At 59.5% G+C, this 14454-nt stretch carries 12 protein-coding genes; 2 read left to right on the top strand and 10 right to left on the bottom strand.

Annotated features, from left to right (window positions below; all coding sequences use genetic code 11):
• Positions 1 to 60 precede the first annotated feature (60 nt).
• The 4 genes from mukB to cmoM are packed head-to-tail and all read right to left on the bottom strand — an operon-like array spanning position 61 to position 7319.
• Positions 61 to 4509 carry a chromosome partition protein MukB gene (gene mukB / locus ACJ8J1_RS14800; protein WP_033642571.1) on the bottom strand — a complete coding sequence of 1483 codons (4449 nt, stop codon included), beginning with the start codon at positions 4507 to 4509 and terminating at the stop codon, positions 61 to 63.
• Positions 4506 to 5234 (bottom strand): chromosome partition protein MukE, encoded by a 729-nt coding sequence (gene mukE / locus ACJ8J1_RS14795; RefSeq protein WP_004928226.1) that lies wholly within the window; start codon positions 5232 to 5234, stop codon positions 4506 to 4508. The genes mukB and mukE overlap by 4 nt, the downstream gene beginning before the upstream one ends.
• The gene (gene mukF / locus ACJ8J1_RS14790) at positions 5215 to 6537 is read right to left on the bottom strand and encodes a chromosome partition protein MukF (protein WP_004928228.1); all 1323 of its coding nucleotides are present in this window, start codon (positions 6535 to 6537) and stop codon (positions 5215 to 5217) included. The genes mukE and mukF overlap by 20 nt, the downstream gene beginning before the upstream one ends.
• On the bottom strand, positions 6534 to 7319 hold the full coding sequence (gene cmoM / locus ACJ8J1_RS14785) for a tRNA uridine 5-oxyacetic acid(34) methyltransferase CmoM (protein WP_033642570.1): 786 nt from the start codon (positions 7317 to 7319) through the stop codon (positions 6534 to 6536). Before cmoM ends, mukF begins: the two co-directional genes overlap by 4 nt.
• A 152-nt stretch (positions 7320 to 7471) precedes the next feature.
• Between cmoM and elyC the strand changes: the two genes are divergently transcribed.
• A complete protein-coding gene (gene elyC / locus ACJ8J1_RS14780; RefSeq protein WP_033642569.1) occupies positions 7472 to 8245 on the top strand; it encodes an envelope biogenesis factor ElyC in 774 nt (257 codons plus the stop codon).
• Positions 8246 to 8253: 8 nt separating this feature from the next.
• Here elyC and ACJ8J1_RS14775 read toward each other — a convergent pair whose 3' ends face one another.
• From ACJ8J1_RS14775 to cspE, 6 genes are all read right to left on the bottom strand, one after another.
• Positions 8254 to 9150 (bottom strand): YcbJ family phosphotransferase, encoded by an 897-nt coding sequence (locus ACJ8J1_RS14775; protein WP_033642568.1) that lies wholly within the window; start codon positions 9148 to 9150, stop codon positions 8254 to 8256.
• Positions 9151 to 9302: 152 nt separating this feature from the next.
• The gene (gene kdsB, locus ACJ8J1_RS14770; protein WP_033642567.1) at positions 9303 to 10052 is read right to left on the bottom strand and encodes a 3-deoxy-manno-octulosonate cytidylyltransferase; all 750 of its coding nucleotides are present in this window, start codon (positions 10050 to 10052) and stop codon (positions 9303 to 9305) included.
• Entirely contained in the window at positions 10049 to 10231 is a 183-nt protein-coding gene (locus tag ACJ8J1_RS14765; protein ID WP_004928237.1) for a Trm112 family protein, read from the bottom strand. Before ACJ8J1_RS14765 ends, kdsB begins: the two co-directional genes overlap by 4 nt.
• Before the next feature lie 297 nt (positions 10232 to 10528).
• Complete coding sequence (locus ACJ8J1_RS14760) at positions 10529 to 11755, bottom strand: winged helix-turn-helix domain-containing protein (RefSeq protein WP_033642566.1); 1227 nt, start codon at positions 11753 to 11755, stop codon at positions 10529 to 10531.
• Positions 11756 to 11868: 113 nt separating this feature from the next.
• Complete coding sequence (locus tag ACJ8J1_RS14755; protein ID WP_004928241.1) at positions 11869 to 12090, bottom strand: cold-shock protein; 222 nt, start codon at positions 12088 to 12090, stop codon at positions 11869 to 11871.
• 222 nt (positions 12091 to 12312) lie between these two features.
• Positions 12313 to 12522 (bottom strand): transcription antiterminator/RNA stability regulator CspE, encoded by a 210-nt coding sequence (gene cspE / locus ACJ8J1_RS14750; protein ID WP_004928244.1) that lies wholly within the window; start codon positions 12520 to 12522, stop codon positions 12313 to 12315.
• Positions 12523 to 13047: 525 nt separating this feature from the next.
• Between cspE and hglS the strand changes: the two genes are divergently transcribed.
• Positions 13048 to 14454 carry a 2-oxoadipate dioxygenase/decarboxylase HglS gene (gene hglS, locus ACJ8J1_RS14745; RefSeq protein WP_033642565.1) on the top strand — a complete coding sequence of 469 codons (1407 nt, stop codon included), beginning with the start codon at positions 13048 to 13050 and terminating at the stop codon, positions 14452 to 14454.

Here is a 14454-nt window from a genome sequence, read left to right as displayed (position 1 = left end):
GCACAAAAAAATAGCCACCCTGCGGCGGCTATTTTCAGATTTTTAGGGCGTTTTTCTGCGTTACGGCGTTTCGACCGGCGCAGTACCCAGCGCCGGCGGCTCGCTGGCGAAACCGCGCAGCCCCACCACGTGCACATGCTCGTGGTTCTGGAACACCTTACGCACCAGTTTATAGGTGGTGCCCTTCTCAGGACTGATGTTTTCCGGCGCCGCGATAATCAGCTGCATCTCCAGACGGTCACATAACTCGAACAGCGTGGCGATCGATTTGGCATCCAGACGCGCCGCTTCATCGAGGAACAGCAAGCGACATGGCGAGATGTCTTTACCGCGCAGGCGGCGGGATTCTTCTTCCCAGCTCTGCACCACCATCACCAGAATTGACATCCCGGTACCGATGGCTTCACCGGTAGACAAGGCGCCGCTTTCCGCACGCAGCCAGCCGTCGGAGCCACGGTACACTTCCACTTCCATCTCCAGGTAGTTGCGGTAGTCCAGCAACTCCTCACCGATGGTCTGCGGCGTGCGCTGCCCCATATCGATCTGCGGATTCAGACGCTGATACAGCTTGGCCAACGCTTCAGAGAAGGTCAGGCGGTTGCTGTTGAACAGATCCTGATGCTGTTCCTGCTGCTCGGAGAGCACGTCCAGCAGGGTGGCGTGCGCTTCGCGCACGTTGACGTTCAGACGGACGCTTTTCACCTGGCCGAAAGCAACGGCCTGCAACCCCTGGTTCAGCATGCGAATGCGGTTCTGCTCGCGCTGAATGGTTTTGCGAATGATGTTGGCCACGCTTTTCGAACTGATCGCCAGCTTCTGCTCGCGCGCGGTCAGTTCTTCGGTCAGACGGCCCAGCTCAATCTCCATCTGCTCGATGGCCTCGACCGGATCGTCGGTACGGATGATGTCCTGGCGGATACGCTCACGCAGGTGTTGGTACACCGCGATATAGAACTGAATCTTACGCTCCGGCCGCTTCGGATCTTCCGACAGACGCAGCACGTCGCGCAGGTGTTCGTTGTCCGCCACCGCCAGACGCAGCGCGCCGAGCGCCTTATCCGACATCGAGCGCAGCTCGTCGCCATCCATATACGCCAGCTCGCGGCGGTGCAGGCGGCGTTCCACGCCGTTGTCTTTCACCAGACGCATCACCGCGCACCAGCCCGCCTTGGCGGTCACCACCTGCTCGCGCAGCTGATGGTAGTCGCGTTCCAGCTTGCGCAGTTTCTTCTGCAGGCCATCCATTTCGGCTTCGCAGAAGGTCAGCTGTTTCTCCAACTGATTACGGCGAGCGCGGTTGTTGCTCAGCGCCGCATGCAGCTCGTCGCGGCGCTGACGCGCGCGCGCTTCCGCGTTGGCGTCGGCCTGCACGCCGATATCCACCAGCTCCTGGCTCAGCTCTTTCAGCATGTCGCGCTTGGCGTCATACGAGCTTTTCAGCGAGGCCAGCACCTGGCTGTATTGGGTGAACTGGGTTTGATATTGACGCAGCTGCTCACGGGCGCGGGCGCGTTCGGCTTCCGCCTGTTCCAGACGCTGGCGCAGCTTGTCGTTGAGATCGTTGTTGGCATTCTGCATGCCGGCGGAGTCGGTATAGCTGAAGTGCGCGCGACGCTGCACCACCTCTGTCAACGCGAACGCCTGCTGTTTGGCCTGACGCTGCACGCTTTGCGCCTGCGCGTAGTCCTGCTGCAGCTGTTCATGCTGCTGCGGATCGCTCTGCAGCACCGACAGCAGCGGCTCCAGCTTGGTCAGCGACACCCCGTGCTGTTGAATGTGGCGCGCGGCGTCCTGCGCTTCTTCCAGCTCTTCACGGATCTCGTCGACGCGATCCTGCAGCGTTTCATCGTTCAGCAACGACACCAGCGGCATCAGGCGGTTGAGCGCGGAAATGCCCTCTTTGGCCTGATCGTACTGCTGGCGCTGCTGCTGATTCTGCGCTTCGTGATTGTTCAGCGCACGTTCGATCTCGCCGCGACGGGCGTTCAGATTGCGGATCTCCGCTTCCGGGTCAGCGTCGAACGCCACCGCCAGATGGGTGCCGATAAAACGGCTGAAGGCCTGATGCGAACGCTGGGTTTTCTGCACGTCGAACGACAGCGTGGCATAGCGCTCCGCCAGCGTTTCACGCTCGGCATGCAGCACTTCCAGACGGTTTTCGCGCGCCGCGCGGCCGAACAACGGCACTTCCGGGTAGCGGGAATAACGCCACTGGCGATCGGCGATCTTCACCACCACCGCTTTGTCCTGCTCTTCGACGGCGAATACGCTGTCATCGAACGACTGCGGATCCCCTTCGATCAGGTAAAGATCTTCCGGGCAATCTTCCAGCCCTTCCAGCATCTCGCGCACCAGCGACAGATCCGGCACCACGATGGCATGGCGCGAAGGGCCGTACAGCGCCGAGAAGTAAGGCGCGTCGTCGATGGTGACATCATCGTAAATTTCCGACAGCAACACGCCGCCGAAACGTTCGGCCAAGGTGACCAGACGTTGATCTTCCGCGCCGCCCGGCTGGCTGAGACGTTCGATCTGCGCTTCCACTTCGCGCTTGCGGGCCGCCACCTCGTCGCGCTCGACGGTGGTTTCACGCTCGCGCTCTAGCAGCTGCTGCATGTATTCGGTCACCTGCTGGCTGTTTTCCAGCGGCTCTCCGCTCTGATCGCTGAGCTGGCTCAGGGCGTCCTGCGCCGCCAGCCACACCGGCGCACGCGCCGTCAGTTCACGGATGCGCTGCTGGATCTGCTCCAGCTCCTGGCGCATCTCCATGCGGCGTTCACCGGCTTCGCTGACGTTCTGCGACAGCGCTTCCAGGCGCTCTTCCAGCTCCTGCTGCAGCATGTCGAGATCGTCCGGCTGGTACTCCTGACCATGGCGTTTGCAAAATTCTTGCAGCAGCCGCTCGGCGTCCTGCTGCGAGCGCAGGCGCTGTTCCAGTTCGCTCAGGCGCAGTCGCAGCGGCTGAACGCGCTCGGCGAGGTGTTGCTGCGAAGGCCAGTCGCGCAGCAATTCGCGCGCGCACTGCCAGGCTTCGCTGCGGCTGACCTGGCCGGCGATTTTACCCACCAGCTGATAGGCCTGCTCGAACTGGCCGTGCGCGGCGTCGGCCACGCTCAGCTTCTGCTCCAGCATCAGCAGCGCTTCGGTCGCCTCCTGCTCGCGAGCCTGGAAGGTGTCCAGCCACTGTTCGGCGTTGTCGGCGGTCAGGTCCGGCAGTTGGCACAGCGCGCGCGCGCGCTCCAACGCCTGCAGCGCCTGTTGGTACTGAATGGCGCGGGTCTGCTGCACGTCAAGCGCCTGCTGGTAGTCGGCCAGCTGGCTCTTCAGCTCGTCCACTTCCAGCTCGGCCGCTTCGGCGCGCGCTTCGTTCTCGGCCTGCTGCTCGCTCGCCTCGGCCACCACTTCGTTCTGCTCTTCCAGGCGGTAGGTCAGCTCTTCCAGATCGGCTTCATAGCGTTCGATCTTCTCCTGCTGACGCATCGCCGTCTGCACCAGGTTCAGGTGGTCGCTGGCGGCCTGGTAATCGGTTTCCAGATCGGATTCGGCGCCGCTCTGCTCGCTCAGCTCACGCGCCATTTCCACATGGCGATACTGTTCGGCGGCCAGCTGCTTGCGGCTGCCCAACAGATCGCTGCGCAGCGCCAGCGCCCCGTCCAGGTGGATGCGGCGTTCGTTGGCGTGGCGCATATAGTCCGCCGCCACATAGGAGGTGGCCTCGGAGATCAAATGCTTGAACAGGTCGCGATCCGACTGGGTAACGCGGATCGCTTCCAGCGTCATGCGGTTTTCGCGCAGCGCCGCTTCCATGTCCTGGAACGCCTTGCGCACGCCGCTGTTTTCCGGCAACAGGTAGTCGCGCAGCGAGCGGGTGATGGCGCTGGAGATGCCGCCGTACAGCGACGCTTCAATCAGACGATAGAATTTGCTGCGATCGGCGGACGAACGCAGGCGTTTCGGGATCACGCCCAGATCGAACATCAGCGAGTGGTAATCGGTGATCGAGTTGAACTGCTTGAACTGCACGCCTTCCATCTCTTCCACGCGCTCTTTCAACTCTTGCAGCGACAGCACGCGCGCCTGGCGCTCACCCACGGTCTGGGTCAGCAATTCAGTCGGCTGTACCGCGGTCGGCAGGCCCTGGATGGTGAAAGGTTTGATATCGACCTTGCGATCGCGTCCCGCCACCTGCTGCAGACGCACGCCAACCACCACGCGCTGGTGGCGCGAGTTGACGACGTCGAGGGTGGAGTAACATACGCCGGCGCGCAGCTTGCCGTGCAGGCCCTTGTCGCGCGAACCGCTGGTGGCACCCGCTTCGGTGGTGTTACGGAAGTGCAGCAGCGTCAGATCGGGGATCAGTGCGGTGACGAAGGCCGCCATGGTGGTGGATTTCCCCGCCCCGTTCCCGCCGGACAGCGTGGTCACCAGCTCATCGAGATCAAAGGTGCGGGCAAAGAAGCCGTTCCAGTTAACCAGCGTCAGCGAGCGAAATTTACCGCGTTCAATCATTCCTGTTCATCCTCTGCACCGTCAGGAGCGTTATCAACCTGCTGATCCTCAGCGTCATTCTCATCGTTAAGCGACAGGCTGGTTTCAACCGGCATCGCCTCGCCGTCGCGAATCATGCGCAGCTGCGCTTCACGCGGATCGTCGCCGCTGCGCACGTCGGCGCCGAAGCGGAACACCGCCTCGGTAATGCGGAACTTGCTGCTGTCATTGCCCATGAAATAGACCATGCCGAGGCGGCGCAGGCGGTTGAGCGAGGTGCGCACCTTCTCGTGCAGCTTCTGCCGATCGAGATCCGAACCGGTAGAGCGCTGGTTGACGAACTTGAGCAGCTTGTTCTCATCCGCCAGGCTCAGCAGTTCATCGTACAGCTCCTGATGGCTGAAAATGCCTTCGTGCGCCAGGCGCTCGGGGCTGAGATACAGGTAACACAAGATCTTGCCGACCATCATATCCAGCTCGGACAGCACCGAACGCGGGATCAGCGTGGTGGAGCGCGGGCGCAAATAGAAGAAACCTTCCGGCGCCCGAATCAGCTCGACGCTGTAACGGTTGTAAAACTCTTCCAGCTCATCCTGGAAATCCATTAAAAAGGCGTGGTTGTCCAGCTCATCGATACCGATGTGACGACCCGCGCGCAGTTGGCTGTCCAGCGCCGGGAACAGCGAGTTGGACAACGCTTTGGCCAGCTTGACTGGCATTACTTGTTCAATATTTGTCGATGACATGGGCCTGGACCTTGGCTCCGTAATCATTGATTGCCTGCCATTCCGCCGGCAACCCTGAGAAATCTGCTTCAGCCACACCGAGGCGCACTGCCTGGTCGACCACTAAACGTGCCACGTCGAAATGACGCGCACGCGGATATTGCGCCAGGTAATCGCGCATCACCGCTGCAAGGTTGAGCGGCATCTGCTGTTCCTGGTACACCTTCAACGCCTCTTCGATCATCGCCGCCAGCTGTTCGCGAATCTCGCTGAACTCTTCGAACTCCAGATCCGGCGGCAGTTCCCCGGTCACTTCCTCGCTGCGCAACGCCAGTTCTTCGTCGCGCATGTCCAGCAAACGATCGGCATTGGCATGGGTCAGCGCCCACGGGTGGTCGAAATAGGTTTGCACCGACTGGCGCAAGCGTTGGGCGAACACGCGGTTTTTATCCATATCGATAGCGGTACGGATAAATTTGTGTACGTGGCGATCGTAGCCGATCCACAGGTCGATCGCCTGCTGGCCCCAGCTGATGATGCGATCCAGCTTGCTCTGCAGATCGAACACCAGCTTGTCGACGAAGCCGAGCTCCACGTTGCCGAGGGTTGCGTCCTGGATGCGCAGCAGATTGGCCTGCAGCTTGTCGCCCGCCGCATCCAGCGTATCCTGCAGTTCGCGCAGGGTGCCTGAGGTTTCCGACAGCAGCATTTCGCAGCTGGAGATCGCCGCCCGCCAGTCTTTGCTCAGCAGCGCCGCGATGTCGTTTTTCACGCTCTGCTGCTGCTCGTCCATCACGCGTTGCGTCATGTCGATGCTGTCGAAGATTTCCGCCACCGAATATTTCAACGGCGCGAACACGTTGCGGTGCCAATGGAAATCGTCGCCGCCCTCGTCGGCGGCATCGGCGGCGCGCTTCAGTTCCTGCGCCACGATCGACAGCTGCATCGACAGACGCAGCGTGGAGAATTCGCGTTGGCGAATATAGTAATCGGTAATGCCGATACCCAGCGGCGTCAGGCGGTAAATCGCGTTACCGTCCGCCAGTTCGCTGGTAAAGCGGTTCAACAGGCGCTGGCGCACCATGTCGTTGATCGCATTGTTGGCGCGCATCGCCACCGTTTCATGCGTCTGTTCAAAACCCTTGCTGACATGGCGAAATGCATCAACCAGCTCACCTTCGCTCATCTCGCCGTCCAGCCGTTCGCCATTCAGGGTGGCGATAGCGAGCAGAAATGCGAGACGCTCCGTAGGGAGCGAAATAGAGAAATCATTTTTCCGTGCCCAGGCGACCAGTTCGGGTACTGTCTGGGAAAATTCACTCATAGTTCGTCCTTCAGGTTTGGTTTATGCGCCATGACGTGAATATAGCGCCCCAAACTCACGTACGGCTCCTGCCGGCAATAGTGCTGTTCAAGCGCCAGTAACTCTTCAAATTTTTGGGTTTGCAGCTGTCTGCTCTGCAGATAGTCGTGGAACACCCGCACGCCGGTTTTGCCGCTGATGCGCATGCCCAGCTGTTCCAGCCAGCCGTAGACCAATAGCGGATCGTGCGGATATTGCGGCGACAGCGAACGCTTGCGGCGCCGTCTGACCTCGGGATCCACCAATTGGAAGTTACCCAACACCACGTTACGCATCAAGAGACCGTTGGCGTTGAAGAACATCAGCGACAGCGCGCCGCCCGGCGTCAGACAATCGCACAACGCCTGCAGCGCCGCCACGGGTTCAGCGATCCATTCAAGCACTGCATGAAACAATATCAGATCAACCGGCTGTTCCAAATGTTGAGCGATATCCTGCGCAGAACTTTGTACGAATTGCATGTTCTGGCTCACACCTTTCTGCTCCGCCAGCTGCGCGGCGCGCTGGATCATCTCACCAGAAAGATCGCACAACAACACCTGATGTCCTAATTCTGCCAGTTGGCAAGCCATATGGCCTTCACCGCCCCCGGCATCAAGGATGCGCAGCGGCCGCTGCGGCAACTGGGCCAGCAGCCCGGTCAGATCCTGCCAAACCACCGCCTGGCGGATTTTTCCTTTCGTGGTGCCGTAAATATTACGCGCAAATTTTTCAGCAATATCGTCAAAATTACGATCCTGCATGGACAACGGCTCCGCTGATCTCAGTCTTGTCGGCGGCAAAGCGCACGCCCATTCAAACCTGCTATTTTGGCACAGACTGGCTTAGAATGTATCTTCTTGCGGCCTGTTTATGCCTGGATGCCGTTTTTTCACTCAAAAGGATCTGATTTTCGATGCTGTTCAACCTGAAAAAGTTCTTTGGCGCTCTGCTGATGCCGCTGCCGCTGTTGATGCTGCTGATGGGGCTGGCGCTGCTGCTGCTGTGGTTCACCCGCTGGCAAAAAAGCGGTAAGACGATTTTCACGCTGAGCTGGCTGTTTTTACTGCTTTTCAGCCTGCAACCGGTGGCCGACCGCCTGCTGCGGCCGATCGAAGCCGAATACCAGACATATCGCGGCAACGATGCGGTCAGCTACATCGTGGTGTTGGGCGGAGGCTATACCTACAATCCCGACTGGGCACCCAGCTCGAACCTGCTCGGCAACAGTCTGCCGCGCGTGACGGAGGGCGTGCGGCTCTATCTGGCGCACCCTGGCGCCAGGATGGTGTTTACCGGCGCGCCCGGCGGACGCATGCAGAGCAACGCCGCCACGGCAGCGCTGGTAGCGGAAAGCCTGGGCGTGCCGCGCAGCGACATAGTGATCCTGGGGGAACCGCGCGATACCGAGGAAGAAGCCGCTCAGGTAGCCAAGTTGGTCGGCGAACACCCCTTCCTTCTGGTGACTTCCGCCAACCATCTGCCGCGCGCCATGCGTTTCTTCGAGGCTAAGGGCCTGCACCCGATCCCGGCCCCGGCCAACCAATTGGCGATCGACTCGCCGCTGAATATCTGGGATCGCGCCACGCCGTCGTCCATGTTCCTCGGCCATACCGAGCGCGCCTGGTATGAAACGCTGGGCAGCCTGTGGCAACGGCTGAAAGGCGTGGATAGCGCCGGCGCCGAGTAAGGCCCCGTTCAACCGGCCAGCCAGGGCAGCAGCTGTTGCGACGCATAGTCGAACGGCTGCCGCTCCAGCTTGCCGGTATGGATCAAACGCCCTACCGCTTCCCACACCACGTACAGCCAGCGCCGCGCCAGGAAAGCGTCGGCGACCGGCGCCCGCTGCAGATAGCTGAACAACAGTTGGCTGGGCATGCCCGCTTCGCAGAGGCGGAAAAGATCGTATTCGCGCGGCGCCCACAGCACCACACCGGGATTAAGCATCGCCAACAGCTGATCGCTTTTGGGATCTTTCAACATGCTGCGCAGCGACAGGTTACCGTGCACCAGGACACAGGGATCGTCGAAACCGACGAAGAAATGGGTCAGCGCTTCGCGCGTGCGGTACAGCAAACGCCGATCTGCCATGGTCAGCTGCGGGGTAGTGAGATTGACCACCGTCGCCCACAGCACTTCGACCCGCTGTTGATACCAGCAAAACCAGTCATTCTCCTGCGTACTGTCAACGGTGCCGACGCTGCCATGGCTGTCGATGCGGTGCCAGGCCAACATCCCGTCAACGATCTGCTCCATTAACATGTTCCAGCGATCCGGCGAACGCGTTGGCGCTTCGGCCGACACGCCGCGCAGACGCTCGATCAGCAGGATTTCCGTATACGGCGCCTGGTGGGTGCATACCACGCCGTACACCGTGGGCAGGCGGATATCCCCGTCGCGCGCCAGCATCGACAGCTTGTACGCCTCCTGCTGGGCGATGCCCTGGCAGATAAAGCTTTTCGCCATCAGCGGGATGGCGTTGCCCTGGCGATCGTACAGTGAATACATGTGCGCATAAGGCTGTTCGCTCACCCGCTCCAGCCGGCTGACGGACTCACCCAGCACGATGCTCAGTTCGGCGCGTAACTGCTCCATAAGGCATTCACCTCAGGCTAATAAGGGGGGTATGCGTAACATCATCGAACGGTGAGCGGAAAAATTCTTCAACGCAGATCAACAAAACGGGGATCAATAATGGGAGGTATTGCATCGTCGGCGCGTTGCGCGCCGCGCCGACGAAATCAGGCTCAGGGTTGAATGCTGTCGCGCACGCGCTGGAGATCTTCCGGCGTATCGACCCCCACGCTCGGGACCGCTTTCGCGACCGCCACGTGGATTTTTTCACCGTACCACAGCACGCGCAGCTGTTCCAACAGCTCGATCTGCTCCAGCTGGCTCGGCGCCCAGCTGACGTAGCGACGCACGAAACCGGCGCGGTACGCATAGATGCCGATGTGGCGCAGCAGGCTGTCGCCGATGCTCTCCTTCGACGCGGCGAAACGCTCGCGATCCCAGGGAATGGTGGCGCGCGAGAAGTAGAGCGCGTAACCCTGCGCGTCCATCACGACCTTCACCGCATTGGGGTTGAATGCCTCTTCGGCGCTGTCGATCGGCACCGCCAACGTCGCCATGCCGGCCTGGCTGCCCGCCAGGTTTTCCGCCACCTGCCGCACGATAACGGGTGGGATCAGCGGCTCATCGCCCTGCACGTTAACGATGATCTGGTCGTCGGCAAAGCCGTAGTGCGCGATCACTTCCGCCAAACGCTCAGTGCCGGAATGGTGATCCGGGCTGGTCATGCACACTTCGCCGCCGGCGGCTTCTACCGCTTTGGCAACTTCAGGGTGATCGGTCGCCACGATGACGCGGCTGGCGCCGGACTCACGGGCGCGTTCCATCACGTGCACCACCATCGGCTTGCCGTGAATATCGGCCAGCGGTTTGCCCGGCAAACGGGTTGAGGCGTAGCGGGCGGGAATAATAGCGATAAAACTCATGCGTGCTTCTCGTCCAGCGACAGCGCACGCGCTTCATTTTCCAACAGCACCGGAATGCCGTCGCGCAGCGGGTAAGCCAACCCGTCCGCTTTGCACACCAGCTCCTGGTTTTCTTTATTGAAATAGAGTTTGCCGTTGCATACCGGGCAGGCAACGATTTCGAGTAAACGGTGGTCCATGCATCCTCCGCAAGGGGATAGGTCATCTGGGAAGGCTGTGAGGATAGCATAACGCCCGGCCTCAGGTTAATCATCGGCGGCGCCAAGCCGCCGATATTTCCTCATGGCGCCCGCGCAATGGCTTGAACTGCGGCGCCACACGGCGTAGAATTTTGTGATTAAAATCACAAAAAAGACCGTAATACGTGATCAAACGTCTGCATAAAATCATCGCTCTGTTCGCTAACTTCAGCCACTGAGCCCCCTTTGTAACGAGCGGCGCTTAACTTCGTTTTACCCCACCGACGGCGTCGCTCGTTATCCCACTTCCCAGCCGGCTCCCCATTCAGCGGCCAACGCCGCCGGAATGTCGCCCAGCGCAACGCGTTGCGCGCCGTGCCAATGAGCCGTGCGCGCGATGGCTTGCCGGATATCCTGCGTTCGCTGTTTGCCGAAGCGCACCTGCGGCTCCGCATGGAAACTGATGATCTCGAAGATGCCCTGGCGTCGGTGAGCCTTGGCATCAATCCGCCCCACCAGGTCGCCTCGATGCAGCACTGGCAACGTGAAGTAACCGTAGCGGCGTTTTTCTTTCGGCGTGTAACACTCCAGCCGATAGTCAAAGTTGAACAGCTCCAGCGCCCGACGACGATCCCACACCACCGGATCAAAAGGCGACAACAGGCTGGTGACCGTCGATTTGAGTTTGCCCTGCTCCGCCAGCGGCAGCAGTTCCGCCAGTGATTCATGCACATAAAACGGCCCTTCCAGCCCCTCGACCCACACCGGCGTAATCTCGCCCTGTTCCTGCAGCGCTGCCAGCAAGGCTTTTGGCGCCACGCGCTTCAGCCGATAGTAGTCCGCCAACCACTCGGCGCGGAAAATGCCCAGATAGCGGCAGGTGCGGCACAGCATCTGCCGGCGCGCCTGCTCCACGGGCAGCGCATGCCGCGCATCGTCCCAGGCCGGCAGCAGCCTTTCGGTCAGATCGTAAACCCGGTGGAAGTTGCGACGTTCGGCCACCATCAGCTTGCCGGCGGTAAACAGGATCTCCAGATGCCGTTTCTCTGGTTTCCAGTCCCACCACCCGCTGTTGCCCTTCTTCTCGGCGCTGAAATCCGCGGAGCGCACCGGCCCCTGTTGTTCGATGTGCCGCAGCAAGCTGTCCATCGCGGCCTGGTGCTGCTGCACCCAGTCGGCGGAGTATTTCCAGCCCATATCATGCGGCGCCAGCATGCGGTGGCGCAGCAGACCAAAATCTTCGATCGGCAGGAAACAGGCCTCGTGCGCCCAATACTCGAACAGCTTGCGGCCGGCGAGCGCCTGTTCAAGCCACTCCGGCTGATAGGCTCCCAAACGGCTGAACAGCACCAGATACGGGCTGCGAGCAACGACGCTAATGGTATCGATTTGTAACAGCCCCATGCGCTGGATCGCACTCACGACATCATCGGGCCGAGCCTGGCGTTTAAGCGGAGAAAGCAGCCCCTGGGCGGCAAGGTGCAGCGCGCGAGCGGCGGTAAGGGAAAGGGTCGGGGTGGTCATCCTGATATCCGTGGCGAGTAGGCAATGGCCTGATAATAGTGGATATCGCGGGATTTATCTTCGCCAGTGCTTACGGGTGGCGACACCGGCACTGGCGAGGAAGGAGGATGCGATCAGAACGCGATAACGTCTGCCGCGGACAGCCCATGCGAGCTGCGATAGATCGAGAACTCAACGTTCTGACCTTCGTTCAACGACTTATTTTTGGTGTTGGCGATAGCGTTGCGATTGACATAGATTTCGTCGCTGCCATCTACCGGTGAAATAAAACCATAGCCTTCGGCCTGATTAAACCATTTCACACGGCCCATTTTTAACACAGTATTTTTAAACATAACTTATATCCTTTTACTTGAGCATCCTTGACAACGTCATTTTTTATATTGTCTGGACGCTACCAGCCCATCCTAAAGTTTTTCGTAACAAACCTCTCGTGAGCAAAAAATTAAAAAACCCGCACTAAGGCGGGCTTGTTGAACTTAATATCTTCCGCATGACTCAGCGCTGAGCGTCACCATGGTTGTATTAAGATCTCTTTATACGCGTTCCCTGTCTTCTTACAGAGCAACTACGTTGGCGGCAGCCGGCCCGCGCGGGCTGTCCTGGATGGTGTACTCGACGCGCTGGCCTTCAGCCAGGGTCTTGAAACCGTCGGTCATGATTGCGGAGAAGTGTACGAATACATCTTTGCCGCCATCGTGCTGCTCAATGAAACCAAAACCTTTGCTTTCGTTGAACCACTTAACTTGACCCGTCTTCTTAGACATTACTTTTACCTTTAAATATATTTACAAAATCTGCCATAAGAGGCAATTGCGGCCATTTCAGAAACATTACTTATGGGAGGTACTTAGAAGGTTCGTCTTTGAAGCGGAATCGGATGATAACGTTTTTGGAGGAACTGCTTAACTCTAAACTCGAACATAAATAGGTCTGGATTACAGGCCGACTTGCATTTACTCATAAAAATGGTGAATGCACAAGGGGTTTATTGCATTAAATTCATAAATACGCCGAATTTATTTTTATCCCTCTGAATATGCATGACTTAATTTAACGCTCGCCGCGGCCGAACCATCGCATTCCCCTCCTCACCGGGGCATCATTTGTCCGTCCGTGCGCTGCAAATGAGAGCTAACGCATAAAACTCTAATATGCTTGCCACGTCTATAACAAATCCCAAATCAGATGGCTAAACTTGAGGGGAAAACAAGGCATACGGCTTTTTCGCCAGCACTTTTGCCGCTAAAAACACTATTTTTCAGATTATGCTGAATCAAGGAGCTATGCGCATGACCGCCCAGCAGTTCGTTTCACCTAATGAAATCCGCGCCAGATTCTCTCACGCGATGTCGGACATGTACCAAAAGGAGGTACCGCTGTACGGCGATCTGCTGGAACTGGTGGCGGAAACCAACCGACAGGTTCTGCGCGAAGATGCCGCACTGGCTCATCAACTGCAAATCACCGGCGAGATCGAACGCCTTGCGATGGAGCGCCACGGCGCGATCCGGGTCGGCACGGCGGACGAACTGGCCACCCTGCGCCGTCTGTTCCGGGTGATGGGCATGGCGCCGGTCGGTTACTATGATCTGTCGGTGGCGGGCGTTCCCGTGCACTCGACCGCCTTTCGCGCCGTACACGAAGACGCCCTGCAAATCAGTCCGTTCCGCGTGTTTACCTCCCTGCTGCGCCTGGAGCTGATAGAAGATCCCGCGCTGCGTGAGCTGGCTGAGCGCTTGCTGGCGCGCCGCCGCATCTTTACCGATCGCGCGTTGGAACTGATCGCGCTGCAGGAAGCGCAAGGCGGGCTGAATGAGGTGCAGGCGCAAGAATTTGTCGAACAAGCGCTGGAAACCTTCCGCTGGCACAACCAGGCGACGGTCAGCGCCGAAGAATACCGGCAGTTGCACGATCAGCATCGCCTGATCGCCGACGTGGTGGCGTTTAAAGGGCCGCATATCAATCATCTGACACCGCGCACGCTGGATATCGATCGCGTTCAGCAGGCGATGCCCGCCCGCGGCATTACGCCCAAGGCGGTCATCGAGGGCCCGCCGCGTCGCCGTCGCGCGATCCTGCTGCGCCAGACCAGCTTCAAGGCGTTGGAAGAACGCGTCGATTTCGTCGAGCATGACGGCCGCGTCGTCGCCGGTCATCATACCGCGCGCTTCGGCGAGATTGAACAGCGCGGTGTGGCGCTGACGACTAAAGGAAGAGAACTCTACGACCGCCTGCTGAAGGCCACCAACGATGCGCTGCAGGCGCCGCCGAGCGAGAAAAATGCCGAACGCTATTATCAGCTGCTGGAAGAAAACTTCCGGGCGTTTCCGGATGATTACGCCACGCTGCGCGAGCAACAGCTGGCCTGGTTCCGCTATTTCCCGACCGAATGCGGCCTGGCGGCCAAAGAATCACTGGATAAGCACAGCACCCTGGAGCAACTGATCGAGAAAGAACACGTTCGCTTCCAGCCACTGGTATATGAAGATTTTCTGCCGGTCAGCGCGGCGGGGATTTTCCAATCGAATCTGGGGGACAGCCGCCATACACAGTACAATGCGGCGTCAAGCCGGGCAGCGTTTGAACAAGCGTTGGGCAGTGAGGTGATCGACGAGCTGGCGCTGTATCAGCAAACCCAGCAGCGCTCGCTGGAAGCCTGCGCGCAAGCCTTGGGGCTTGTCACGCTGGCATCCTGA

The sequence above is a fragment of the Serratia sp. CY37869 genome (assembly GCF_052168895.1).
GTDB lineage: Bacteria > Pseudomonadota > Gammaproteobacteria > Enterobacterales > Enterobacteriaceae > Serratia > Serratia ureilytica.
This window is presented reverse-complemented; position numbering and strand designations above follow the sequence as displayed.